This is a genomic window from Massilia sp. BGA-UO-ETr-WB1 (assembly GCF_059567845.1).
Genome location: NZ_JCAQOT010000024.1, coordinates 165,694 through 190,315 on the forward strand (window position 1 = coordinate 165,694; position 24,622 = coordinate 190,315).

25 protein-coding genes are annotated in these 24,622 nt (G+C 66.8%); 17 read left to right on the forward strand and 8 right to left on the reverse strand.

The window, feature by feature from the left end; genetic code table 11:
* Positions 1–5: 5 nt before the first annotated feature.
* Positions 6–629 (reverse strand): glutathione transferase, encoded by a 624-nt coding sequence (gene yfcF / locus AC56DV_RS13865; RefSeq protein WP_496314863.1) that lies wholly within the window; start codon positions 627–629, stop codon positions 6–8.
* Between the two features lie 106 nt (positions 630–735).
* On the opposite strand from yfcF, the gene gcvA reads away from it, so the two are divergent.
* Entirely contained in the window at positions 736–1,626 is an 891-nt protein-coding gene (gcvA, locus tag AC56DV_RS13870; RefSeq protein ID WP_496314864.1) for a transcriptional regulator GcvA, read from the forward strand.
* A 17-nt stretch (positions 1,627–1,643) separates the two neighbouring features.
* Here gcvA and AC56DV_RS13875 read toward each other — a convergent pair whose 3' ends face one another.
* From AC56DV_RS13875 to AC56DV_RS13890, 4 genes are all read right to left on the reverse strand, one after another.
* The gene (locus AC56DV_RS13875; RefSeq protein ID WP_496314865.1) at positions 1,644–1,922 is read right to left on the reverse strand and encodes a DUF493 family protein; all 279 of its coding nucleotides are present in this window, start codon (positions 1,920–1,922) and stop codon (positions 1,644–1,646) included.
* Positions 1,923–1,993: 71 nt separating this feature from the next.
* A complete protein-coding gene (locus tag AC56DV_RS13880) occupies positions 1,994–2,764 on the reverse strand; it encodes a hypothetical protein (protein WP_496314866.1) in 771 nt (256 codons plus the stop codon).
* A gap of 49 nt (positions 2,765–2,813) precedes the next feature.
* Complete coding sequence (locus AC56DV_RS13885) at positions 2,814–3,578, reverse strand: DUF2491 family protein (RefSeq protein WP_496314867.1); 765 nt, start codon at positions 3,576–3,578, stop codon at positions 2,814–2,816.
* 19 nt (positions 3,579–3,597) lie between these two features.
* On the reverse strand, positions 3,598–4,512 hold the full coding sequence (locus tag AC56DV_RS13890) for a hypothetical protein (protein ID WP_496314868.1): 915 nt from the start codon (positions 4,510–4,512) through the stop codon (positions 3,598–3,600).
* An 83-nt stretch (positions 4,513–4,595) separates the two neighbouring features.
* Here AC56DV_RS13890 and AC56DV_RS13895 point away from each other — a divergent pair, with 83 nt between their 5' ends.
* On the forward strand, positions 4,596–5,081 hold the full coding sequence (locus tag AC56DV_RS13895) for a phage regulatory CII family protein (protein WP_496314869.1): 486 nt from the start codon (positions 4,596–4,598) through the stop codon (positions 5,079–5,081).
* Positions 5,082–5,285: 204 nt separating this feature from the next.
* Here the strand turns inward: AC56DV_RS13895 and AC56DV_RS13900 are convergent, their stop codons facing one another.
* Both AC56DV_RS13900 and AC56DV_RS13905 read right to left on the reverse strand, forming a co-directional pair.
* Complete coding sequence (locus AC56DV_RS13900; protein ID WP_496314870.1) at positions 5,286–7,205, reverse strand: DUF6600 domain-containing protein; 1,920 nt, start codon at positions 7,203–7,205, stop codon at positions 5,286–5,288.
* Positions 7,206–7,318: 113 nt separating this feature from the next.
* On the reverse strand, positions 7,319–7,981 hold the full coding sequence (locus AC56DV_RS13905) for a LysE family transporter (protein WP_496314871.1): 663 nt from the start codon (positions 7,979–7,981) through the stop codon (positions 7,319–7,321).
* 185 nt (positions 7,982–8,166) lie between these two features.
* On the opposite strand from AC56DV_RS13905, the gene AC56DV_RS13910 reads away from it, so the two are divergent.
* Together AC56DV_RS13910 and yiaA are read left to right on the forward strand one after the other, a co-directional pair.
* The gene (locus tag AC56DV_RS13910; protein ID WP_496314872.1) at positions 8,167–9,114 is read left to right on the forward strand and encodes a DUF808 domain-containing protein; all 948 of its coding nucleotides are present in this window, start codon (positions 8,167–8,169) and stop codon (positions 9,112–9,114) included.
* Between the two features lie 62 nt (positions 9,115–9,176).
* Positions 9,177–9,602, forward strand: a complete 426-nt coding sequence (gene yiaA, locus AC56DV_RS13915; RefSeq protein ID WP_496314873.1) for an inner membrane protein YiaA — start codon at positions 9,177–9,179, stop codon at positions 9,600–9,602.
* Positions 9,603–9,621: 19 nt separating this feature from the next.
* On the opposite strand, the gene AC56DV_RS13920 is transcribed toward yiaA, so the two are convergent.
* Complete coding sequence (locus AC56DV_RS13920) at positions 9,622–9,957, reverse strand: TfoX/Sxy family protein (RefSeq protein WP_496314874.1); 336 nt, start codon at positions 9,955–9,957, stop codon at positions 9,622–9,624.
* Between the two features lie 154 nt (positions 9,958–10,111).
* Between AC56DV_RS13920 and AC56DV_RS13925 the strand changes: the two genes are divergently transcribed.
* From AC56DV_RS13925 to AC56DV_RS13985, 13 genes are all read left to right on the forward strand, one after another.
* Positions 10,112–12,187 (forward strand): EAL domain-containing protein, encoded by a 2,076-nt coding sequence (locus AC56DV_RS13925; protein ID WP_496314875.1) that lies wholly within the window; start codon positions 10,112–10,114, stop codon positions 12,185–12,187.
* 45 nt (positions 12,188–12,232) lie between these two features.
* On the forward strand, positions 12,233–12,709 hold the full coding sequence (locus AC56DV_RS13930; RefSeq protein WP_496314876.1) for a MarR family winged helix-turn-helix transcriptional regulator: 477 nt from the start codon (positions 12,233–12,235) through the stop codon (positions 12,707–12,709).
* 116 nt (positions 12,710–12,825) lie between these two features.
* Positions 12,826–14,490 carry a methyl-accepting chemotaxis protein gene (locus tag AC56DV_RS13935; RefSeq protein WP_496314877.1) on the forward strand — a complete coding sequence of 555 codons (1,665 nt, stop codon included), beginning with the start codon at positions 12,826–12,828 and terminating at the stop codon, positions 14,488–14,490.
* A 13-nt stretch (positions 14,491–14,503) separates the two neighbouring features.
* A complete protein-coding gene (hemN, locus tag AC56DV_RS13940) occupies positions 14,504–15,919 on the forward strand; it encodes an oxygen-independent coproporphyrinogen III oxidase (RefSeq protein WP_496314878.1) in 1,416 nt (471 codons plus the stop codon).
* Between the two features lie 7 nt (positions 15,920–15,926).
* Positions 15,927–16,733 (forward strand): sulfite exporter TauE/SafE family protein, encoded by an 807-nt coding sequence (locus AC56DV_RS13945; protein WP_496314879.1) that lies wholly within the window; start codon positions 15,927–15,929, stop codon positions 16,731–16,733.
* Entirely contained in the window at positions 16,730–19,294 is a 2,565-nt protein-coding gene (locus AC56DV_RS13950; protein WP_496314880.1) for a heavy metal translocating P-type ATPase, read from the forward strand. The genes AC56DV_RS13945 and AC56DV_RS13950 overlap by 4 nt, the downstream gene beginning before the upstream one ends.
* Before the next feature lie 4 nt (positions 19,295–19,298).
* Positions 19,299–19,442 carry a cbb3-type cytochrome oxidase assembly protein CcoS gene (ccoS, locus tag AC56DV_RS13955; protein WP_496314881.1) on the forward strand — a complete coding sequence of 48 codons (144 nt, stop codon included), beginning with the start codon at positions 19,299–19,301 and terminating at the stop codon, positions 19,440–19,442.
* Positions 19,443–19,544: 102 nt separating this feature from the next.
* Positions 19,545–20,963, forward strand: coding sequence for a cytochrome-c oxidase, cbb3-type subunit I (gene ccoN / locus AC56DV_RS13960; protein ID WP_496314882.1), 1,419 nt, complete (start codon positions 19,545–19,547; stop codon positions 20,961–20,963).
* A 16-nt stretch (positions 20,964–20,979) separates the two neighbouring features.
* The gene (gene ccoO, locus AC56DV_RS13965; RefSeq protein ID WP_496314883.1) at positions 20,980–21,594 is read left to right on the forward strand and encodes a cytochrome-c oxidase, cbb3-type subunit II; all 615 of its coding nucleotides are present in this window, start codon (positions 20,980–20,982) and stop codon (positions 21,592–21,594) included.
* A gap of 1 nt (position 21,595) precedes the next feature.
* Positions 21,596–21,754 carry a cbb3-type cytochrome oxidase subunit 3 gene (locus AC56DV_RS13970; RefSeq protein WP_496314884.1) on the forward strand — a complete coding sequence of 53 codons (159 nt, stop codon included), beginning with the start codon at positions 21,596–21,598 and terminating at the stop codon, positions 21,752–21,754.
* Positions 21,747–22,715: a cytochrome-c oxidase, cbb3-type subunit III gene (gene ccoP, locus AC56DV_RS13975; RefSeq protein ID WP_496314885.1), complete on the forward strand. Its 969-nt coding sequence runs from the start codon at positions 21,747–21,749 to the stop codon at positions 22,713–22,715. Before AC56DV_RS13970 ends, ccoP begins: the two co-directional genes overlap by 8 nt.
* Positions 22,690–24,063 carry a cytochrome c oxidase accessory protein CcoG gene (gene ccoG, locus AC56DV_RS13980; RefSeq protein WP_496314886.1) on the forward strand — a complete coding sequence of 458 codons (1,374 nt, stop codon included), beginning with the start codon at positions 22,690–22,692 and terminating at the stop codon, positions 24,061–24,063. Before ccoP ends, ccoG begins: the two co-directional genes overlap by 26 nt.
* Before the next feature lie 20 nt (positions 24,064–24,083).
* Positions 24,084–24,614: a FixH family protein gene (locus tag AC56DV_RS13985; RefSeq protein ID WP_496314887.1), complete on the forward strand. Its 531-nt coding sequence runs from the start codon at positions 24,084–24,086 to the stop codon at positions 24,612–24,614.
* The last annotated feature ends 8 nt before the right edge of the window (positions 24,615–24,622 follow it).

The following is a 24,622-nucleotide window of genomic DNA, read 5'->3' on the forward strand; positions in this document are numbered from 1 at the left end:
CGCGCCTATTTTTTGGGCAGCAGTTTCAGCCACTCCTGCACCGGCGCGCGCTGCCACTGGGCCTCGGCGTAGTCCTTCAGTTTCTGCGGCACTTCGTGGCCGCTCCTGATCAGGCGCAGCAGCATGATGGCCAGGTCGGTGTCGGCCACGCACCAGCGGGTGAACAGGTTGGGCCCGTCCACCAGCTTGCCGGCCGCGCGGATCAGCTTGTCGGCGGCCGCCAGCGCCTCGGGCGACAGCGGCTGCGTGGCAGGTTCGTAGAACACGGTGATGGTGCTGCGCTCTTGCCGGATAGGCATCAGATCGCTGCGCAGCCAAGCCTGGATCTGGCGCGCCTGGGCGCGGCGCTGCGAGTTGCGCGGCAGCACGGCGTGGTATTCGGGCGCGGGGAACACTTCGTCCAGGTATTCGCTGATGGCGCTGGACTCGGTCAGCACGAAGCCGTCGTGCACCAGCGCGGGCACGCGCGCGGTGAGCGCCAGGTCGCGGAAGGGCGGCTGCAGCTGGGCTCCGGCGTCCAGGTCCACCGTCTTCAGCTCGAACGGCAAACCCTTTTCCTTCAGGGTGACGAACACGGACAGGGCGTAGGGACTGGTGAACTGGCTGTCGACGTACAGGGTAAGGCTCATGATGCGCTCCGGCTTGGTAAGGGTTTCCACACATGGTAAGGCTTGCCCATGTGGCCACATAACGATATATTTTGACTGTTCTTGCTAATTTCATTCACAAAAAACCATGCGCCTGCCCACCTTCCAGCAACTGCGCGCTTTCGAGGCGGCGGCCCGGCATGAGAACTTTTCGCGCGCGGCGGACGAGCTGCACCTGACCCATGGCGCCATCAGCCACCAGGTGCGGGCACTGGAGCAGGAACTGGGCACGCAGCTGTTCGCGCGCAACGGCCGCCATGTGAAGGTGACGGCGGACGCGCTGAAGTTCGCGCAGCTGCTGGCCAAGGCCTTCGGCGATATCGCCGCCGGGGCCGATGCGTTGCGCCCGGGCCAGGGCACCCAGCGGCTGACGGTGTCGGCCATTCCATCCTTCGCGGCGCGCTGGCTGGCGCCAAGGCTGGGCAACTTCATCGAACGCCATCCCAACGTGGAGGTGCTGCTGCAGGCCAGCGGCCATATGCAGGACCTGGAGCGGGAAGCCATCGACGTGGGCATCCGCTTCGGGCGCGGGCAGTATCCGGGCATGGTGGTGGACCGCCTGATGGGCGACATTTACTATCCCGCCGTCAGCCCGCATTACCGGGGCGGCGCGCTGCCGGCCACGCCGGCCGAACTGGCGCAGGCCACCTTGCTGCGCTCCAACGAGCCATGGCTGCCGTGGTTCCGCGCGGCCGGGCTGGAGCTGGCCGAGCCTTCCGGCGGGGTGATGTTCGAGGATTTGTCGATGCTGATACGCTCGGCCGTGGACGGCGACGGCGTGGCGCTGGTGCGGCACGTGGTGGCGATGCAGGAGATTGCTTCGGGGCAGCTGGTGCGGCTGTTCGATATCGCCGCGCCCAGCCCGAATGATTATTACTTTGTGAGTCCGCCCGGGGCGGCGGCCAAGCCGCAGGTGCGGGCCTTCCGCGCGTGGATGCTGGCGGAGATGGCGGCGTTCACCGCGCAACTCCGCGTATAAAGTTGCAAGTAAGCGCCTTACATCACGATTTTTACCATCGGATGCGCCGACAGCTCGATGTACAGCGCGTCCAGCTGCAGACGGCTGGTGGCGCGCACGGTCACCGTCAGGCCGGTGTAGTTGCCCTTGGCCGATGGACGCTCTTCCATCTTGCCCTTGTGGAAGGTCGGATCGTGCTTGATCACGAGTTCCAGGATGGTGGAAGCGAAGTCGATATGCGTGGGGCCCATCACCTTGATGGGGAAATCGCTCGGGTATTCGATGAGGGACTCGCCCGGTGGGATCGCTGTAGCCATGATAATTCCAGAAAATGAATGCCAGCCGACATTGTAACGCGGTCACAATGTCGGCGGCATTCATGGCTGGATTACGCGGCGGCGGTTTTGCCGGACAGGCGCTGCAGGCGGGCCAGCGCGGACTCGCCGCCTGCCGCGCCCGGATTGCTGACGGACTTGCGGATGGCGTCCAGCTCGGCGGCCTGGTCGAGCGGGCGCTGGCCGATGTCGGCCACGATCTTCATGCCGGCCGCTTCATTGCTGACGGACTGGGCGCGGCGGGTCAGCGCGTTCAGGGCGCTGGAGTTGCCTTGCAGGCCTTTCAGGCCGTTGAGCTGCTCCTGGCGCTCGGCGCGCACTTGCTGCAGGTCGCGCTGCGCGTTGGCTTGCGCCAGCGCCTGCAGCGCCTTCTTGGCGGCGGCGTCGAAGTTGGCCAGCTGCTGCGACAGCGCGTCGACGATCTTCTGCAGCTCGTTCATGTATTCCTCGGCGTCGGCCTGCTCCTGGATTTCCAGCGGCAGGCGCGCCTTGTTGGACTCCAGCTCGTCGCAGAACAGGTTGATGGTCGCTTCCGAGATGCGGCCCGAGGCCAGGCGCTCGCCCAGCGTTTCGGCGGCCTTTTCGTCGTTGGCGATCAGCTCTTGCAGCTTGACCACGTCGGCGTGCTCCTTTTCGAAGGAGGAACGGGCGGAGGCCAGCTTCTGGGCCGTGGCGCGCAGCGTGTCGGCCAGGCGGTCGCGGTCGGCCTCGGTCGCCGTTTCAGGATCGAAATTGGCAATCGCTTCGGAGACGCGGTCGCCCAGGGCGCCGAAGTGTTTGGTGATCAGACGCGCGGTTAAACCCCAGCCATTCGAAGTGCTCATGTTGTGCTTCCTTTCAGTAAGTTGAAACTGCCTGTGCGTGCCGCCGTCCTCACTGGATGACGAGACGTTCCTGCTCAACCGGTATGCCGATGACAAAATCGACATGGATACCGCGTTTCCCTGCATCGCCGTTCACGCTGCGGAGGATCTCCGTCGTGATCAGCAAAAATTCCTTGCCCGCGCCGTCCAGCTGGCGCACATAGGGCATCAAATACACTTCCTGCTGCAAGCCGCCCATGCCGCCGGCATCGTCGATGCGGGTTTCGGTGCCGCTGAACGGCGCCACGAATTCCGCGTCCGGATCGCCGGCGTCGCGCAGGTATTCCAGGCCTTCCCCGCCGCCGAAGGCCAGGTCCAGGTCGCGCTCATCCAGACCGTAGCCATCCAGCTGGGCGCGCCACAGGGTGTAGCTGGCGTCGCCCAGGCCGTAGCCGGCTTCGCCGGTGTAGGCTTCCTGGTCCTCGGCGGTTTCCGGGATCACCCGCGCCAGCTGGGTGCAGTACAGGATCTCGGCCACCTGGCCCTGCTCGTTCACATACACTTGCAGAAACTTCTCGTCGTCGGCGTCGTCGCCCTTGTCCAGGTAGTAGCGGTACAGCTTGCCGGACAGGTTGAGCTTGATGCGCGAGACGGCCAGGATGCGCGTGTCGCTGCCGTTCGGCATGCGGATCAGCGAGCCGGCCGCGCTGGCGCGCAGCAGCGGCGACTGCTGCAGGCTGACCACGCTGCCGATGCGCGCGCCCAGCGGCAGTTGCTGGTCGGCCGGCGCTTCCGCCAGGCCGCGCTTGCTGGCCGCGCCGCGCACGTAATCCATTGCATCTTTCCAACCCATCTCAATCTCCCAAAGAGTAATTACGGCCGGCTTTCGGCTTCATCAGGCGGCCGCGCAGCAAGCGCCAGCCGACATAGCCGAGGCCGAGGATCATGGCCCAGCCGAACCAGCCCAGGCCGCCCGATTCCTCGCGCTGCGCAGCTTCCGCCGCATCCATGTTGGTGGCGGTGCCGGTGGCCGTGGCGCCGGCGGCGGTTCCCGCTGCGGCGCCGTCCGGGGCGGGATCCACCGGGCCCAGCGCGCCGATGTCGGCCGGAACGTCGCTTGGCGCCGGCGCCGGGGCCTGTGCCGGGGCGCGGTTGGCATGGGCCGGGGCGCTCAGGATGGACCCCAGCACCACGCCCGCCGCTGCGGCGCCGGCGGTGGCCAGGCGGCCGTTGCGGTCATAGCCCCGGCTGTCGTAGCCCCGGTTGTCGTAGCCGCTACGGTCATAACCCCGGTTGTCGTAACCACGGCTGTCGTAGCCGCGGTTGTCATAGCGCGGCGCCTGCTGGCCGTACTGCGGCGGCGGCTGCTGCGGCTGGCGCGGCATCACGGGATCCAGCGGAGGCAGGGTGCGCTGCTGCGCTTCGCGGGACGCGCGCCGGCTGTCCATGGTGCGCAGCGCGTTCTCCTCGGCCTGGCGGCGCGTCATGTCCTGCGACATGGCGGACTGGTTGCGCGAGCCGGCGGCGCTGTCCGGCGCCCGGCGCGCCGAGCCGAACGAGCCGAAAGACGTGTTGCCGCTGCGGCTGGCCGCGCTGTCGGGCTTGCTGCTTGTAGACGTGTTACTTCTTGCAGGGCTGCTCTTTTGCGACGAGAATCCGCTCTTGAACGAGCCCGAGCTCTTGGCCGGGCGCGTATCGGCATACGCGCCGTTCAGGGCCAGCGTCATCGACAGAACCAGCGCTATCGTAGTGCGGAGAGACTTCTTCATTTCCCCAACCTCTCTAGTTGAATAAATAACAGCATAATGTTGATGCTTAATAAATGCATCGGTAAAAAAGGACCCGCTTCACCATGACTCGCAAATACTCTGATATGAATCAACACGACGCGCTCTACACGGTGGCACGGGGCTATCCCGGCGGCATAGAGGCATTGTCGCAATGCATGGGTATTTCCGTGAACGTATTGCGTAACAAATTGTCACCCACGATTGCCTCGCATTACCCCTCGTTCGAGGAGGTGTCGGCCATCATAGAACTGTGCCAGAAGGCGGGGGTGAAGGACGCTCTGCTGCCCCTGCACGCCCTGCTGACACGGCACGGCATGGCCGCTTTCGTGGTGCCGCTGCCCGAGCAAGTGGCGAAGGACGACCTGTCGCAAACGGTGTGCCGGGTGATGAGCCAGGTGGGTGACGTGGCCGAGGCCGTTTCACAATCTTTGCTAGATGGCAAGATTACACCATCCGAGGCGGATCTGATAGAGCGCGAGTTTCATGACGCGCTGTCGGCGCTGGGGGAATGGCGGGCGCGGATTAGAAATCTGGCCGGTGGGAAGTGACAGCGGGCAAAAAAAGAGCCGGCTGGGAGGGCCGGCTCGAACACTATTTTTAATTGGGAAAAGAAAAAATAGTCGGGAACTTTTGACTGGGTCCACTGTATAAAAACAGGGGCCAGCCTGCCATCGGAATGTGATGAACTGCATAAATCGCGCCCTGGACGCGCAAAATCCCGGGCTGAAATGCAGGGCGTTCCCGCTACTTGATCATCGCTCCTTGCTGCGTTCTTCCCTATGGCGGCGGCCGCCGCCGTCGTCGCGCTGCGGTTGAGCTTGCGGCGCCTGCATCTGCGGCCGGGGCGCGGGCTGCGCTTGCGGCTGGGGTTGTGGCTGGGGTTGTGGCTGCGCTTGCGGCTGGGCCTGGGGTGGCGGCGCCCGGAAAGCCGGCGCTTCGCGGTGCTCCCGTTGATCCCGTTGATCCCGCTGCTCGCGCTGGATGCGTTCGCGCTGTTCGCGTCCGCGCTGCTCGGCACCCTCATCGCGCTGGCGGAACTGCGCGCCCGGCTGCGGCGCAGCTTGCGCCGGCTGCGCGAAGGTATGCTGGGCCGGAGGCTGCGGCTGCTGAGGCATTTGCTGCACCTGCGGCTGCTGGGTCTGGATGGACTGGCGGTTCCAGCGCTGGCCCGCGTCACGCCGTTCGTCATTCTGTTCCCGCTCGCGCAGCTGGCGCATGCGGCGTTCGTCATCCCCGCTGCGGTCGGCCTGCGGGCGCGGCGCGGCAAACTGCGGCTGCGGCTGCGGCGCGGCGGCCGGCGGCTGGGCGAAGGGCTGATTTGAAGGCTGATTGATGCTGGTCCTAGGCTGGCGCTCGAAGCCGTCGCGCCGGTCGCGCCGCGTTTCGATGATGCGGCCCGGCGTCACCGCGCCCGGCGACATGCGGGTCAGCGGCAGCGGCGCGGTCGACAGCGGCACGTTGCGCGCGTCGTTCGGGGCCAGCGACACGCGCGGCGCCTTGCCGACATTGACGGTGCGGCGCGCATCGAACTGTTCACGCGGCAACACGGTCACGCCTTCGCGGCGCACTTCGCGCTGCGGCTTCCAGCGCACGCTGTTCTGATGGTGCCAGCCCACGCGCCGCTCATACTCGGGCGACACACGGTAATAGGGCACGAAGCGGTCGCGCGGGGTCAGCGGATACCAGCCCACGCCGGGGCCGTTATGCCGGTTGGCGAAGGCGATGCTCCAGTTGCTGCCGCCCACCCAACCCACCAGCGCCGGCGCCCACACCGGGCGCGAGCTGAAGCGGCCCGGCGCCCAGTACCAGCGCGTGTCCAGCATCACCCAGCGGCCATAGTGCGAAGGCGCGTAGCCCCACGGCGCGTCGTCGACCCAGGTCCAGCCCCACGGGTCCAGCCAGGTCCAGCGGCCGTCGCGGTAGGGCGCCCAGCCCAGCGGCACCGACCGCGGCGACCACAGCGGGCCGTACTCGTCGCTCTCGCGCCAGGTGCCGTAATGGTCCAGCTCTTCATAGCCGGTGACGTCCGCCGTGACATAGCGCAGCGACTGGGAATTCTCGTCGCGCTGGTCGCGCGCCATCACCCACTCGTCGAAACGGTCGCGCTGCGCCTGGCCGGTGCTGACCCGGTCGCCCTGCACCACCGCGCGCTTGCCTGCGCGCAAAGTCAATGCCGTGCCGCCGCCGTCCACGCTGGCCACGCCCAGCAGCACCGAGACCGTGCTGGTGTCCGGCTGGCGCTCGGTGTCCACCCGCACCAGGCCCGGCTCCAGCAGGGTGATGCGCGCTTGCGGCGTGGTCAGTTCAAAGTCGTCCAGCATTTCGCCGCTGCGCAGGCGCACGCTGGCGGTGCCGTAGTTCAGGCGCAGGTGCAGGCTGTTGTCGTCCAGCGCCTCCACTTCCAGGCTGGAGTCGCCGTCCATGCGGATGGCCGCCGAGCCGATGCGGAATTCCAGCCGCGATCCGCGCGCGGCGGTGATGCGGGTGCCGCCGGCCACCGGCCAGTTCAGCAGGCTGCCGCTGGCTTCCTCGCCGTCGGCCTCAACCGTCACCTGGCCCTCGGCGCTGGAAATGCGTCCCACGCGGGCCGGCGGATCGTCGTCGGCCAGCGCCAGCGAGCTGACGGCGACCAGCGCAGTCAACAGGATGATATGAACAAGTTTGCGGCCCATGGCGGCACTCCGGTATGTGATGAAACCATTTAACGCCGCATTTGGGTTTCAGACGACGGCGGTTACAAATCTTTTCACATTGTAGAACGCTGCTACATCGGCAGACGTGACTCTCAGGCGTGCGCGCCGCCGCGCTTGACGAAGAACAGCGCGGCGCCGACCGCCATCAGCAGGCCGCCGAAGACCCGGTTCTGGCGCCTGACGGCGCGCGCGTCGCGGAAGAAGCGCTGCATGGAGGCGGCCAGGAAGGCATAGCTGTGCATCACCACCAGGTCGATGGTGCACATGGTGACGGCCAGGATCAGCAGCTGCGGCAGCAGCGGGTGGTCTTGCGAAATGAACTGCGGCAGCACGGCCACCATGAAGATGATGCCCTTTGGGTTGGTGGCATTGGTGAGGAAACCGGTCAGCATGCGTTTTTGCAGCGAGGGCAGCTCGGCCTTGGCCGGCGCGCCGCCGGCATCGCCCGCGGCGCCGGCCGGCGCGTCCTGCACCTTGGCGCGCCACTGGCTGAAGCCGAGCCAGATCAGGTACAGCGCGCCCACCGTCTTCACCACGTTGAAGGCCAGTTCCGAGGCCAGCAGCAGCGAACCGACGCCGGCGCCGGCGATGGCCAGCACCAGCAGCAGGCCGGCCTGCAGGCCGAGGATGGTGCCGCTGGCCTTGCGCACGCCGTAGGACAGCCCGTGCGACATCGACAGCACCGCGCCGGAGCCGGGCGACACGGCAATGATGGAGGCGGCGATAACGAAGGTGATCCAGGTGCTGAAGGCCATGCTGAGTTCCGGTGCGTGTTTTTTGAGCGGCCATTGTAGCGCGGGCGGCACGCTGTTGCGTCAACTCATGCCGGGAGGCAGTTGCTTATGATGTAAGATTAGCGCTGCTTCCACTTATTTCCCACGCACCATGAAAAAACACGTTCCCGCCCGCCTGTCCACCGTTGCCCGGGGAGGCCGCTGAGATGGCCGGCACCAGTCTGCTGGCCCTGATCGACGACATCACCACCATCCTCGATGATGTCGCCGCGATGAGCAAAGTCGCCGCCAAGAAGACCGCCGGCGTGCTGGGCGACGACCTGGCCCTGAACGCCCAGCAGGTGGCCGGCGTGAACGCCGACCGCGAGCTGCCGGTGGTGTGGGCGGTGGCGATCGGCTCGATGAAGAACAAGGCCATCCTGGTGCCTGCCGCGCTGGCCATCAGCGCGTTCGCGCCGTGGGCCATCACGCCGCTGCTGATGGTAGGCGGCGCCTACCTGTGCTTCGAGGGCTTCGAGAAAATCGCCCACAAATACCTGCACAGCGAGCACGAGGACCAGCAGCACCACGCCGAGCTGGTGGCCGCCGTGGCCAATCCCGACGTCGACATGGTGGCGCTGGAGAAGGACAAGATCAAGGGCGCCATCCGCACCGACTTCATCCTGTCGGCCGAGATCATCGTGATCGCGCTGGGCACGGTGGCCAACGCGCCGTTCTCGCAGCAGGTGGCGGTGCTGGCCAGCATCGCCGTGGCGATGACGGTGGGCGTGTACGGCCTGGTGGCGGCCATCGTCAAGATGGACGACGCCGGCCTGTACCTGGCGCAGCGCGCCGGCGCCAGCGCCTTCGAGCGCGGCCTGGGACGCTTCCTGCTGGCCGCCGCGCCCATGCTGATGAAATTCCTGTCGGTGGCCGGCACGCTGGCCATGTTCATGGTGGGTGGCGGCATCCTGACGCACGGCATTCCCGCCGCGCACGACGTGATCCATCACGCGGCCGAGTTCGTCGGTTCCACGCCCGGCGTGGGCGGCGTGCTGCAGGCGGTGACGCCGTCGCTGCTGGACGCGGTGGCCGGCGTGATCGCCGGCGCCCTGGTGCTGGTGGGCGTGATGGCGGCGGGCCGCTTCTTGCGCTTGTTCAAGCGCTCGCATTGAAATTTCTGGTCTGATAGCACAACGGGCGCCAGCCGGCGCCCGGCCATAAGAGTGGAGAGAACATGAACAAGAACACGCCGCAACGCCCGACCGCCGCCTTCGTGGGTGCCTCCTGGGCGGCCCTGCTGGTGGGCGCCGCCACCTACCTGACCGGGCTGTGGAACGCCACCATGCAGCTCAACGAGAAGGGCTATTACTTCACCTTGCTGGCCTACGGCCTGTTCGCCGCCGTGTCGCTGCAGAAATCGGTGCGCGACCGGCTGGAAGGCATCCCGGTCACCAATATGTATTTCGGCCTGTGCTGGATCTCGCTGCTGCTGGCCTTGCTGCTGCTGTCGGTGGGCCTGTTCAACGCCACGCTGGCGCCCAGCGAGAAGGGCTTCTACGCCATGTCCTTCGTGCTGAGCCTGTTTGCGGCGGTGGCGGTGCAGAAAAACGTGCGCGACAGCGCCGGCAGCAAGGACGCGCCGCAGTCCGGCGAGGCCTGATCCGGCACGGCTGCGGAAGCTACGCAGCCTTCTTTTTCTTGCGGGGCGCCGGCAGCGGCAAAGCGGCCGCCGTGCGCCGCGCCAGTTCGGTCAGCCACTCGCGGTCGTCCCAGACATCCCCCGGTATCACGAACCACGGCTTGGCCTGCGGATAAGGCTGCGCCTGCTGCGGCGCGCCTATCCAGGCGCGGCTGGCCGCCACCGGCTTGATGAACAGCTGGTCGTCGCACACCAGCGCGAACATTTTGCCGTCGCAGTAGATGGCGTATTCGCCAAACATCTTGCGCGCCGACAAGGTGCCCGCCCCCGCCATCTGGTCCACCAAAAAATCCACCGTGCTTTGCTGCGACGCCACACTGCCTCCTTGTCCTAAACAAGCCAATTTCCTAACATGCTAGCAAGGGGCGGAACTTTCCGCCAGCACGACGGTCACATCTAAACCAGCGTAGCGGAGAACAGCGATGACGGACCTGCAAAAACGCTTGCACATGGCGATGTCTGCAGCGCACATGGCAATCTGGGATTCCGTACTGGCCAACGGAAAAGTCGCCGAGGGCACGGTGTACTGGTCGGGCGAGGGGGCCGCGCTGCTGGGGCTGCCCGACCAGCCGTGCGAACAGCCTTTCGGGGCATTTCTGGCGTGCGTCCATCCGGACGACCGCGACTACGTGTTCCAGTCCATGCAGCACGCGGCCAACCACTGCGCGGACTACGAGCTGGAGTACCGGGTGGTGTGGCAGGACGGCAGCGTGCACTGGCTGGCCGCCAAGGCCCACGCCAACTGCGATGCACAGGGCTTGGCCGAGCGCACGCTGGGCATCGTCTGGGACATTACCGCGCGCAAGCTGCAGGAGCTGGAGACGGCCGAGCAGAAGGAACTGGCCGAGGTCACGCTGGCGTCGATCGGCGACGGCGTGGTCACCACCGATGCGCAGGGCAACACGCGCTTCCTGAACCGCGTGGCCGAGCAGCTGACCGGCTGGACCCAGGAACTGGCCAGCGGCCTGCCGATCGAGCAAACCATGAAACTGGTGTACGAGGCGCGGCGGCCGGGCGACACCCAGCTGCCGCAAGCGTCGGCGGAGGAACAGGACCAGGCCGCCGAGCATGTGGCCACGCGCTGCCTGCGCCTGCGCCAGTCGATCGCGACCAGCGACGGCACCCAGCTCGTCACCCGCGACGGGCGCCACATCGCCATCGAGGATTCGGCCTCGCCGATCTGGTCCGGCGCCGGCGACATGCTGGGCGCGGTGGTGGTGTTCCGCGACGTGAGCCACGAGCGCAAGCTGACCCAGCAGCTATCCTGGTACGCCAGCCACGACACGCTCACCGGCCTGATGAACCGGCGCGAATTCGAGCACCAGATCGCCGCCGCGCTGCGCACCTCCAAGCAGGACGGCCATACGCATGCGCTGCTGTACATCGACCTGGACCAGTTCAAGGTGGTCAACGACACCTGCGGCCACGGCGCCGGCGACGTGCTGCTGCAGCTGCTGGCCAAGATGCTGCAAGCCCAGATGCGCGACAGCGACGTGCTGGCCAGGCTGGGCGGCGACGAGCTGGGCGTGCTGCTGCCGCACTGTCCGCCCAACCAGGCCGTGATGATCGCCGACCAGCTGCGCCTGTCGATCAAGAATTTCCGCTTCGTGTGGGACAGCCGCAGCTTCGAAATCGGCGCCAGCATCGGCCTGGTGGAGATCAACCACGACAGCAAGTCGATGACGGAGCTGCTGATGGCGGCCGACCAGGCCTGCTACCTGGCCAAGGAGCAGGGCCGCAACCGGGTGCACCACTACATGGAGTCCGACCTGAAGCTGGCCCAGCGGCAGGGCGAGATGCAGTGGGTGTCGCGCCTGAACGAGGCCTTCGAGCACAACTACTTCCGCCTGTTCGCGCTGCCCATCGTGCACCTGGGCACGCACGGCGAGGAGCACGACGAGGTGCTGATACGCATCCAGAACAACAAGGGCGACCTGATCCTGCCTGGCGCCTTCATCCCGGCCGCCGAGCGCTACGACCTGATGGTGGCGATCGACCGCTGGGTAATACGCGCCGTGTGCGACTATGTGCGCAGCGAGCGGCTGGCGCAGCGCGCCAACGGCACCCTGTACTCGGTGAACCTGTCCGGCACCTCGCTCAACGACGAAGGCCTGCACGACTACATCCTGGAGCAGTTCGCCGAATTCGGCATCGATCCGGCCCGGATCTGCTTCGAAATCACGGAAACGGCCGCCATCGCCAACCTGCCCAAGGCGCAGGTGTTCATGTCGCGCCTGAAGGCGCTGGGCTGCCGCTTCTCGCTCGACGACTTCGGCAGCGGCCTGTCCTCGTTCGCCTACCTGAAGGCCTTGCCGGTGGACTACCTGAAGATCGACGGCATGTTCATCCGCGACATCAAGAGCAACGCCATCAATTGCGCGCTGGTGAAAGCCATCAACGAGGTGGGCCACGTGATGGGCATGCTGACCGTGGCCGAGTACGTGGAGGACGACGAAACGCTCAGCCTGGTGCGTGGGCTGGGAGTGGATTATGCGCAGGGCCACGCGGTCGGCTTGCCGCGCCCCATGTCCGGCAGCTGCGATTAGATCGCATCCGATGTATAATGGGGACTTCTTTGAAAGGAGTCCCGCATGGACACTTCCGCACCCGCCGAATCCGCCACGCCCAACGCCGCCAGCCTGCCGCTGGCCGACTACCTGTGCTTCGCCATCTATTCGGCCAACCTGGCGTTCGGCAAGGCCTACAAGCCCATTCTGGACGAGCTGGGCCTGACCTATACCCAGTACATCACCGTGATCGCCCTGTCCGAGCAGGACAACCAGACCGTCAGCGGCCTGGGCGAGAAGCTGTTCCTGGAATCGAACACGCTGACGCCCATTTTGAAGAAACTGGAAGCGATGGGCTATCTGACGCGCCGGCGCGACTCGGCCGACGAGCGCCAGGTGATCGTCAGCCTGACCGAGACGGGGAAACGCCTGCGCCAGCAGGCCGCCGAGGGAAAAAACCTGTTCCAGGCCTGCGGCCTGTCGGCCCAGGAGTTTCCGAAAATGCAGAAAAGCGTGGTGGCCTTGCGCGACAACTTGCTGAAGTCGCTCCCCGGGAAATGAAGCGGGCGCAATCCGGGCATTTTTGATCTACATCAATAAAATTGCCCGCCGCTCTCCTTACACTGGCCATATGTCTTGCGATAGAGCAAGCAAACCAGCCAGCAGGAGAACACAGGATGCGCACCAATTTACCCGTCACCAACCATGAAGTCGAGATTGCGGAAGACCAGGCCATCGTCTCGAAGACCGACTTGAATGGCAACATCGTCTACGTCAATCCCTACTTCGTGCAGGTCAGCGGTTTCAGCGAACAGGAGCTGATCGGCGCGCCGCAGAACATCGTGCGCCATCCGGACATGCCGCCGCAGGCCTTCGCCGACCTGTGGGCGTCGATCCGCAGCGGCGCGCCGTGGACCGGGCTGGTGAAGAACCGCTGCAAGAACGGCGACTACTACTGGGTCAAGGCCAACATCACGCCGATCCGCGAAAACGGCCAGACGCTGGGCTATATGTCGGTGCGCACCAAGGCCGCGCCCGAGCAGGTGCAGGCGGCCGAGCAGGCCTACCGCCAGATCCGCGAAGGCGGCAAGGCGGCCGGCATCGTCATCAAGAACGGCCAGCTGATCCACCCCGGCGTGGGCAACTGGCTGGCGCGCCTGGGCCACTCCTCGCTGGCCACCCGCATCTGGGCCGCCACCAGCGGCGTCAACACGCTGCTGCTGTTCGTCTGCCTGGCCAGCCTGTTCGGCGACGGCGCCTCGGCGCCGACCCGCTACAGCATCTTCGGCGCCACCTTCATCGGCCTGCTGGCCAATGTATTCCTGTGGTACACCCTGCGCACCAGCGTGCTGCAGCCGCTGGGCAAGGCGCTGGACGGCGCGCGCGCCATCGCCGCGGGCGACCTGTCGGGCTCCTTCGACACCGACGCCACCGATGAGGTGGGCCAGCTGCTGCGCGCCCTGCAGCAAATGAACAGCAACCTGATCGCCACCATCCGCGACGTGCGCGTGAACGTGGAAACCATGGCCGTGGCCACGCGCCAGATCGCCGCCGGCAACGCCGACCTGTCCGGCCGCACCGAAGCGCAGGCGGCCAGCCTGGAGCAAACCGCGTCCAGCATCGAGGAATTCGCCTCGACCGTGAAGCAGAACGCCGACAACTCGGTGCAGGCCAACGAACTGGCGCTGGCCGCGTCCAGCGTGGCGGTGGAAGGCGGCGAGATCGTGGCCGACGTGATCGCCACCATGGACGACATCAACGCGTCCTCGCGCAAGATCGTCGACATCATCGGCCTGATCGAGGGCATCGCCTTCCAGACCAACATCCTGGCGCTGAACGCGGCCGTCGAGGCGGCCCGCGCCGGCGAACAGGGGCGCGGCTTCGCCGTGGTGGCGGGCGAGGTGCGCAACCTGGCGCAGCGCTCGTCGGTGGCGGCCAAGGACATCAAACACCTGATCGACGTCTCGGTCGGCAAGGTCAGCGCCGGCATGACGCAGGTGCACCGCGCCGGCGCCACCATGGAACAGGTGGTTGGCTCGGTCAAGCAGGTGACGGCCATCATGCATGAAATCTCGGTGGCCTCGCGCGAGCAGAGCATCGGCGTGGACCAGGTGAACCAGGCCATCGCCCACATGGACCAGGTGACGCAGCAGAACGCGGCGCTGGTGGAGGAAGCGGCGGCGGCGGCCAACAGCCTGGCGGTGGAAGCGGGCGGCCTGACGCAGGCGGTGAGCCTGTTCAAGTTCGGCAAGCGCGCGCTGCCGCCGCAACGCGCCAAGGTGAGCCCGATCCGCAGCGGCGGCAACGGTAAAAACGCCGGCGCCAAGCGCCTGGCCGCGTGAGCGCGGAGGCAGCATGCAATTCGACGCCGCCACCATCCGCCGCCTGAGCACTTCCGGCCCGCGCTACACCTCCTACCCGACCGCCGACCGCTTCAGCGCGGACTTCGGCTACGGCAACTACCTGGAAGCGGTGGCGGGCCTGAAGATGCGCGGCGGCGGGCGCGCTCCGCTGTCGCTGTACGTGCACGTGCCATTCTGCGACACGGTGTGCTACTACTGCGGCTGCAACAAGATCGTCACCAGGGACCGCAGCAAGGCAGCCACCTACCTAAGCTACCTGAAGCAGGAAATCGGCATGCAGGGCAAGCTGTTCTCCGGCATGAACCAGGTTGGCCAGCTGCATTTCGGCGGCGGCACGCCGACCTATCTGAGCGACCGCCAGATGGACGAGCTGATGGCCCACCTGCGCAGGAACTTCGAGTTCGCGCCGGACGAGGAGGGCGAGTATTCGATCGAGATCGATCCGCGCACCGTGTCGCGCGAGCGGGTCCATTCGCTGCACACGCAGGGCTTCAACCGCGTCAGCCTGGGCGTGCAGGACTTCGATCCCGAGGTGCAGAAGGCGGTCAACCGCGTCCAGCCGGAAGCGGAAACGCTGGCCGTGATGCAGGCCGCGCGCGACGCCGGTTTCCGCTCCATCAGCATCGACCTGATCTACGGCCTGCCGAAGCAGACCCTGGACACCATGCGCCAGACCATGGCGAAGGTGATCGCGGCCGCGCCGGACCGGATAGCGCTGTACAACTACGCGCACCTGCCGCACCTGTTCAAGCCGCAGCGCCGCATCCTCGACGCCGACTTGCCGCCGGCCGATGTCAAGCTGGACATGCTGGCGCTGTGCATCCGCGACCTGACGGCGGCCGGCTACGTGTACATCGGCATGGACCATTTCGCCAAGCCGGAAGACGACCTGGCCGTGGCCCAGCGCCAGGGCCGGCTGCACCGCAACTTCCAGGGCTATTCCACGCATGCGGAAGCGGACCTGGTGGCGGTGGGCGTGTCGGCCATCAGCTCGGTGGGCAATACCTACAGCCAGAACGAGAAAACGCTGGAGGCCTACTATGAGAAACTGGACCAGGGCGTGCTGCCGGTGGCGCGCGGCATCAAGCTCAATACCGACGACCTGCTGCGGCGGATCATTATCCAAAAGCTGATGTGCAGCTTCGAGCTGTCGATCTCCTCCATCGAGATGGCCTACCCGCTGCGCTTCGCCGACTACTTCGCCAACGAACTGGCGCAGCTGCGCGCGCTGGAGCAGGACGGGCTGATCACCATCGACAGCGAGTGGCTGTCGGTGACCTTGAAAGGCCGCCTGCTGGTGCGCAATATCTGCATGGTGTTCGACCGCTACCTCGGCCTGCCGCGCGCGCCGGACGGCGGCGCCGCCACGGCGGGCGTGCAGCCGCTGCGCTACTCGAAGACGATCTGAGACTGCCATGGACGGGGTGAATCTGCTGCCGGTATTCCTGGTTGGCCTGGCCGGCAGCGTGCATTGCATCGGCATGTGCGGCGGCATCGTCGGCGCGCTGTCCGCCGTCCCCCCGCGTCCGGCCGCAGCCGGCCCCGCCGCGCGCGTGATCAGGATTGCGCCAGCCGTGGCCGGCGACGCGGCGCTGCGCATGGCGGCCTACAACGCGGGGCGCATCGGCAGCTATATGCTGGCGGGCGCCATTGCCGGCGGGCTGGCGGGCGGCGCGGCCAGCCTGGCAAAAATCGCGCTGTGGCAAAGCGCGGCATTCTGGCTGGCCAACCTGATGCTGGTGGCGCTCGGCCTGTACCTGATGAACGCGTGGCGCGGCCTGGCCCGCCTGGAAGCTGCCGGCGGCGCGCTGTGGAGGCGCTTGCAGCCATTGCTGCGCTCCCTGCTGCCGATGGACACCCCGGCCAAGGCGCTGGCCCTGGGCGGCCTGTGGGGCTGGGTGCCCTGCGCCATGGTCTACAGCGTGCTGCTGACCGCAGCGCTGAGCGGCTCGGCCGCGCGCGGCGCCGCCGTCATGCTGGCCTTCGGCCTCGGCACCCTGCCCATGCTGGCCACCCTCGGCGCGCTGGGCGCGCAAGTGCGGCAACTGCTGCAACGGCCATCCGCGCGGACCGCCTGCGGCCTGCTGGTGCTGGCCTTCGGCCTGCTCGGCCTGCTGCGCGCCAGCGGCGCCGCCGCGCCCCTGCTGCAAGCGCTCGGGCTGCCCGACGCCGCAGCCGCCCACGGCTGGCTCGACGCGCTTTGCATCGGAGCGAGGCCGTGAACAACCGCCAGCACGCCGCCCCCGCAGCCCGCAACGACGCCAGTTCCGGCAACGCGCAAGGCCCGCGCAGCGTACCGCAGGCTGCGGCTGCGGCGAAGAGCGCGCATGAGCAAGACTGCTACCATTGCGGCCTGCCGCTGCCGCGCAGCGCCGGCGAACGCTGGTCCGCACGCATCGACGGCGTCGAACATGCCATGTGCTGCCCCGGCTGCGCCGCCGTCGCGCAAGCCATCGCCGACGCCGGCCAGTCCTCCTACTACAAGGACCGCACCGGCTACGCCGCCACCGCCGCGCAAGCGCAACTGGCGCCGCCCGAACTGGCCCTGTACGACAACGCCGATCCCCGCTTCCATGCGCGCGACGGCAGTCCTGCCGACGCCGAAGCGACCCTGCTGGTGGAAGGCATCCGCTGCGCCGCCTGCGTGTGGCTGATCGAACGCCGCCTGCTGCAACTGCCCGGCGTGCAGCGCGCCAGCATGAACGTGGCCACCGAGCGCCTGCAAGTGCGCTGGAACAAGGACCGGTGCCGGCCCGCCGACATCCTCGGCGCGCTGCACGGCATCGGCTACCAGGCCTGGCCCTACGACGCGGCCCGCCACGGCAAGCAGCTGCAGCGGGCCGGCCGCGCGCTGGGCCGCCAGCTGTTCGTTGCGGGCCTGTCCATGATGCAGGTGATGATGTACGTCGCCCCCGCCTACCTGGCCGACGACGGCACGCTGGACGCCGGCATGGCGGCGCTGATGCAGTGGGCCAGCCTGCTGCTCACGCTGCCCGCCGTGTGCTACTCCGCGCAGCCCTTCTTCCGGGGCGCCTGGAACAGCCTGCGCGCCCGCGCGCTGGGCATGGACGTGCCGGTGGCGCTGGGCATCGCCGCCGCGTTCACGGCCAGCTGCATCGCCACCTGGCGCGGCCGCGGCGACGTGTACTACGACTCCGTCACCATGTTCATCTTCCTGCTGCTGTGCAGCCGCTACCTGGAGCTGGCGGCGCGGCGCAAAGCCAGCGCCGCGCTGGAGCGCATGCAGCACGGCCTGCCCGCGTCCGCCTCGCACATGCCGGACTGGCCGCTCAACCGCGCCACCGTCACCGTACCGGCGGCCGCGCTGCGCGCCGGGCACGTGATCCTGGTCAAACCCGGCGAAACCTTCGCCGCGGATTGCTGCATAGTGGAGGGTCACACATCGGCCGACCTGTCGCTGCTGACCGGCGAAAGCGCCCCGCAGCATATGGCCGCAGGCGCCGGCGTTCCCGGCGGCGCCATCAACGCCGGCAGCGCCGTGGTGGCGCGCGTAGTCAAGCCCGCCAGCGACAGCACGCTCTCCGGCCTGCTCAAGCTGATCGAAAACGCCGGTGCGGACAAGCCGCAGATCGCGCAGTGGGCCGACCGCGCGGCTTCGCGCTTCGTGGCCGCCTTGCTGCTATTCGCACTGGCGGCCTTCGCCTGGTGGAGCTGGCACGACGCCGCGCGCGCCTGGCCGGTGGCGATCGCCGTGCTGGTGGTGTCCTGCCCCTGCGCGCTGTCGCTCGCCACGCCTTCCGCGCTGGCCGCCGCCACCGACCGCCTGCTCGGCAAAGGCATCCTGGTGGTGCGGCCGCAAGTGCTGGAAACGCTGCACCGCGCCACCCATATCGTATTCGACAAGACCGGCACGCTCACGCAGGGCAAGCCCACGGTGCAGCGCGTCGATCCGCTGGGCCAGACCGCCGCCAGCGCCGCCCTGCAAGTGGCCGCCGCACTGGAGGCCAGCAGCGCGCACCCGATAGGCCGCGCGATACTGGCCGCAGCGGGCGAAGCCGCCGTCATGGCGCGCTGGAACGCGGCCGAGGTGCAGGAACTGCAGGGCCAGGGCCTGGAAGGCCTGGTGCAAGGCGTGCGCTACCGCCTCGGCAACGCCGTCTTCGTCGCCGGCATCGCGGGACCGGCCAGCCTGGCGCAGCCTGCCGGCGGCAAGGACGCCGCAGGCAGTGGCAGCCAGGGCACGCCGGTGTACCTGGGCTGCAGCGGCGGATGGATCGCGCGCTTCCTGCTCAGCGACGCGCTGCGGCCGGACGCGCAAGACACGGTCGACTACTTCCGCGCGCAAGGCAAGCAGCTGGTGCTGCTCAGCGGCGACAATGAGGCGCTCACGCAGCAGGTGGCGCGCAGCCTCGGCATCCACGCGGCCAGCGGCGAATTCCTGCCGCAGCAGAAGCTGGCCTTCGTGCAGGACTTGCAGCGGGAAGGCGCAGTAGTGGCGATGGTGGGCGACGGCATCAACGACGCAGCAGTGCTCAGCGCAGCCGATGTGTCCTTTGCCATGGGCAGCGGCGCCGCGCTGGCGCAGGCGCACGCGGACACGGTGCTGATGAACGGCCGGCTTGGCGCCGTGGCGGACACCGCGCGCGCCGCCGCGCACACCATGGCCGTCATCCGCCAGAACCTGGCGTGGGCCACGCTGTACAACGTCACCGCCATTCCGGCCGCCGCGCTGGGCTACCTGAATCCCTGGCTGTCCGGCGCCGGCATGGCGCTCAGTTCCGCCGTGGTGGTGCTCAACGCGCTCCGTTTGCGCAGAGGATAAATCGATGGAAGCCTTATACCTGCTGGTCCCCTTGAGCGTCGCCCTGGTTTTCGGCGCAATCTGGATCTTCTTCAAAGCCTCCGACAACGGCCAGTTCGACGACCTTGTCGGCCCCGCGCTACGCGTGCTGCAGGACGACGACTCCTAGCGTTTCCTGGTTCGGCCAATTTTGATCCACATCAAAGTTTTTTAGTGCCCGCCCACGTAACCTTTGACCTATATCATCAAAGCGTTCTTGGGAGAACACAAAGTGGATCAAGCACAGTACAACTACAAGATCGTGAAGCAGTTCGCGATCGCCACGGTGGTCTGGGGCATAGTCGGCATGCTGGTCGGCGTCATCATCGCCGCGCAGCTGGCCTGGCCCAGCCTCAACTTCGATATCGCCTGGCTCACCTACGGGCGCCTGCGCCCGCTGCACACCAACGCCGTGATTTTCGCGTTCGGCATCTCCGGCCTGTTCGCCACTTCCTACTACGTGGTGCAGCGCACCTGCCAGGTGCGCCTGTTCTCGGACAAGCTGGCCGCCTTCACCTTCTGGGGCTGGCAAGCCGTGATCCTGAGCGCGGTGCTGACGCTGCCGATGGGCCTCACGCGCGGCAAGGAATACGCCGAGCTGGAATGGCCCATCACCATCCTGATCGCGCTGGTGTGGATCGCCTACGCCGTGGTGTTCTTCGGCACCATCATCAAGCGCAAGGTGGAGCACATCTACGTGGCCAACTGGTTCTTCGGCAGCTACATCCTGGCGGTGACCCTGCTGCACGTGGTGAACGGCATGAGCATGCCGGCAACGCTGACCAAGTCCTATTCGATGTACACCGGCGTGCAGGACGCCATGATCCAGTGGTGGTACGGGCATAACGCGGTGGGCTTCATCCTCACCGCCGGCTACCTGGGCATGGTGTACTACTTCATCCCGAAACAGGCCGAGCGCCCGGTGTACTCCTACCGCCTGTCCATCGTCCACTTCTGGGCGCTGATCTTCACCTATATGTGGGCCGGCCCGCACCACCTGCACTACACCGCGCTGCCCGACTGGACCCAGTCGCTGGGCATGGTGTTCTCCCTGATCCTGCTGGCGCCGTCGTGGGGCGGCATGATCAACGGCATGATGACGCTGTCGGGCGCATGGCACAAGCTGCGCACCGACCCTATCCTGAAATTCATGATCGTCTCGCTGTCGTTCTACGGCATGGCCACCTTCGAAGGCCCGATGATGTCGATCAAGACCGTCAACTCGCTGTCGCACTACACCGACTGGGGCATCGCCCACGTGCACGGCGGCGCGCTGGGCTGGGTCGGCTTCATCACCATGGGTTCGATCTACTACCTGCTGCCGCGCCTCGCGGGCCAGAAGCAAATGTGGAGCGTCAAGCTGATCGACCTGCACTTCTGGGTGGCCACCATCGGCATCGTGCTGTACATCGCCGCCATGTGGATCGCCGGCGTGATGCAGGGCCTGATGTGGCGCGCGGTGAACCCCGACGGCACGCTGACCTACACCTTCGTCGAGAGCGTGAAAGCCACCTATCCCTACTACGTGGTGCGCTTCGGCGGCGGCCTGCTGTACCTGGGCGGCATGTGCCTGATGGGCTACAACACCTGGATGACCCTGCGCGGCCGCGCCACCGCCACCGCCCGCATCCCTGAACTGAAAGCCGCATGAATTACGGAGCCGAGAAATGAAATTTTCACATGAATGGATAGAGAAGAACCCCTGGCTGCTGATCGTACTGGTGACGCTGGTGGTGTCGGTTGGCGGAGCGGTGGAGATCGTGCCGCTGTTCTTCCAGAAATCGACCACCGAACCGGTGGCTGGCCTGAAGCCATACAGCCCGCTGCGCCTGATGGGCCGCGACGTGTACGTGCGCGAGGGCTGCTACAACTGCCACTCGCAGATGGTGCGCCCGTTCCGCGCCGAGACGGAGCGCTATGGCCACTACTCGGTGGCCGGTGAATTCGTCTACGACCGCCCGTTCCAGTGGGGTTCGAAGCGCACCGGCCCGGACCTGGCGCGGGTGGGCGGACGCTATAGCGACGAGTGGCACAAAACCCACCTGGCCAATCCGCGCGACGTGGTGCCGGAGTCGAATATGCCGAACTACCCGTGGCTGGCCAAGGCCGCCCTGAAGCCGGCCGACGTCGTGCCGCGCCTGCGCGCGCTGCAGCGCCTGGGCGACCCGTACTCGGAGGCCGAGATCGCCGCCGCGCCGGCCGAACTGGAAGGCAAGACCGAGGAAGACGCCCTGATCGCCTACCTGCAAGGCCTGGGCACCCAGATCAAGACGAGGAACTGACATGGAAAACCTGTTTGACAACGCCAGCCGCGTGATGACCGTGGTTTCGTTCATCACCTTCATGGGCATCGTTGCGTGGGCTTACGCGCGCCGCAACCAGGCCGGCTTTGCGCAAGCCGCGCAACTGCCGTTCGCCGACGAGGAGAACGACCATGTCTGACTTCACCAGCGGCTTCTGGAACTACTACATCGTCACGCTTACGCTGCTCGGCGTGTTCGGCTGCGCGGTGCTGCTCTGGTCGCAGTCCAAGCACAAGGTCAAGGCATTGAAGGATGTGAATGCGCCGGTCGGCACCACCGGCCATATCTGGGACGAGGACCTGACCGAACTGAATACGCCCATGCCGCGCTGGTGGATGTGGCTGTTCTACATCACCATCGTGTTCGGCCTGGCCTACCTGTTCCTGTACCCCGGCCTGGGCGACTACGCCGGCAAGCTGGGATGGCAGTCCAGCGGCCAGTACACCAAGGAGCTGAAGCTGGCCGAGGCCCAGTACGGCCCGCTGTTCAGCCAGTACCTGAAGCAGGACCTGCAGGCGGTGGCGGCAGATCCGAAGGCGCAGGCCATCGGCGAACGCCTGTTCCTGACCTACTGCGCGCAGTGCCACGGCTCGGACGCGCGCGGCAACAAGGGCTTCCCCAACCTGGCCGACAAGGACTGGCTGTACGGCGGCGCGCCGGACATCATCAAGACCACCATCATGAACGGCCGCCACGGCGTGATGCCGCCCATGGGCGCGGCGCTGGGTTCGGACAAGGACGTGGAAAACGTGGCGCACTACGTGCTGAGCCTTTCCGGCGGCGCGGCCGATCCGATCAAGGTCGTCTTCGGCAAGAACAAGTTCAACGCGTGCATGGGCTGCCACACCGGCGCCGGCACCGGCAACCAGGCGCTGGGCGCGCCCAACCTGGCGGACAAGATCTGGCTGTACGGCGGCAGCGCCGAGACCATCATGGAAACCATCCGCAAGGGCCGCAGCAACACCATGCCGGCCTTCGCGGACTTCCTCGGCGAAGGCAAGGTGCATGTGCTGGCCGCCTACGTGTGGGGCTTGTCGAACCAACCCGCCGTAGCCAAGGCCGAAGGCAGTGAACATGAACGCGCCGGAACAAGTCATTAAGATGTACGCCGCCCGCGAGGAGATCTATCCTCGCGAGACGACGGGCCGCTATGCCAGCCTGCGCTGGGTCTTCGTCTGGCTCACGCAATTGGCCTTTTACGGCACGCCGTGGCTGACGTGGAACGGCCGCCAGGCTTTGCTGTTCGACCTGGCGGCGCGCAAGTTCTACATCTTCGGCCTGGTGCTGTGGCCGCAGGACTTCATCTACCTGGCGGCGCTGCTGATCATCTGCGCCTACATGCTGTTCCTGGCCACCGCCATCGCGGGGCGCGTGTGGTGCGGCTTCGCCTGCCCGCAGACGGTGTACACCGAGATCTTCCTGTGGATAGAACGCAAGTTCGAAGGCACGCGCAGCGCGCGCATGCGGCTGGCCAAGGAGGGCGCCACCTTCAACAAAGCCTGGCGCAAGGGCGGCAAGCACCTGGCCTGGGGCGCGGTGGCGCTGTGGACCGGCTATACCTTCGTGGGCTATTTCACGCCCATCAAATCGCTGGCGCATGAAGCGCTGACCTTGACCTTTGGGCCGTGGGAATGGTTCTGGGTACTGTTCTACAGCCTGGCCACTTACGGCAACGCGGGCTGGCTGCGCGAGCAGGTGTGCAAGTACATGTGCCCCTACGCCCGCTTCCAGAGTTCGATGTTCGACCGCGACACGCTGATCATCACCTACGACGCGAAGCGCGGCGAGCCGCGCGGCCCGCTCAGCAAAAACAAGGGCGGCGCCTGCATCGACTGCTCGATGTGCGTGCAGGTGTGCCCGGTGGGCATCGACATCCGCAAGGGCCTGCAGTACGAATGCATAGGCTGCGCCGCCTGCGTGGACGCCTGCAACAGCGTGATGGACAAGATAGGGCAGCCGCGCGGCCTGGTGCTCTACAGCACCGACCATGCGCTGGCCGAGCGCTACACCCCGCAGCAGATACGGCAGCATGCGCTGCGGCCGCGCGTGCTGATTTACGGCGCCATCCTGCTGTTCATCGTCGGCGCGGCCGGCACGGCGCTGTGGCTGCGCACGCCGCTGAAGATGGACGTGATCCGCGACCGCGGCGCCATGGGCCGCGAGGTGGAGGACGGCATGATAGAGAATGTGTACCGCCTGCAGATCATGAACACCTCCGAGCAGGCCCACCGCTACCGCATCAGCGTGTCCGGCCTGCCGTCGCTGGCGGTGGTGACGGATAGCGAGGTGGCGCTGGCGGGCACCGAAACGCGCGCGGTGCCGATCCGCCTTCGCGCCGCCCATGGCGACGGCGCCAAAGGCTCGAACAGGATAGCCATTGAACTGACGGCGCTGGACGATCCCGCGCTGCGGGTGAAGGAAGACGCGGTATTCATCGTGCCGCGATAACTTGATAAATTGAGGGAAGCATGATGCAATCGACTACTTTCTCCGCCGCGCCCCAGCCGTGGTGGTCGCAGCGCTGGCCATGGCTGCTGATGCTGGGGCCATTCATCGTGCTGCTGGCCGGCCTGTACACCGGCTGGCTGGCCTTCTCGCAGCCCGATTCGCTGGTGGTGGGCGACTACTACAAGCGGGGCAAGGCCATCAACCAGGATCTGCGGCGCGACCGCGCGGCCAGCGCGCTGGGGCTGTCGGCAGCGCTGCGTTACGACGTGGCGCGCGGCATGCTCACCGGCTCCGTTGCCGGCGCGGCCGGCACTGGCGACCGCGCCGGCGTGCCGCAGCGCGTGCTGCTGCACCTGGCGCACGCCACGCAGCCGGAGCGGGATATCAAACTGGTAGTGACGCCCGCCGCCGACGGCAGCTTCGAGGCTGCGTTGCCGATGCTGGAGCGCAGCCGCTGGCAGGTGCTGCTGGAGAACGAACAGCGCGACTGGCGCCTGGAAGGCAGCTGGCAGTGGCCCGCGCAGCGCGAAGTGAGCGTGCGGGCCGACTGAGCACCCGC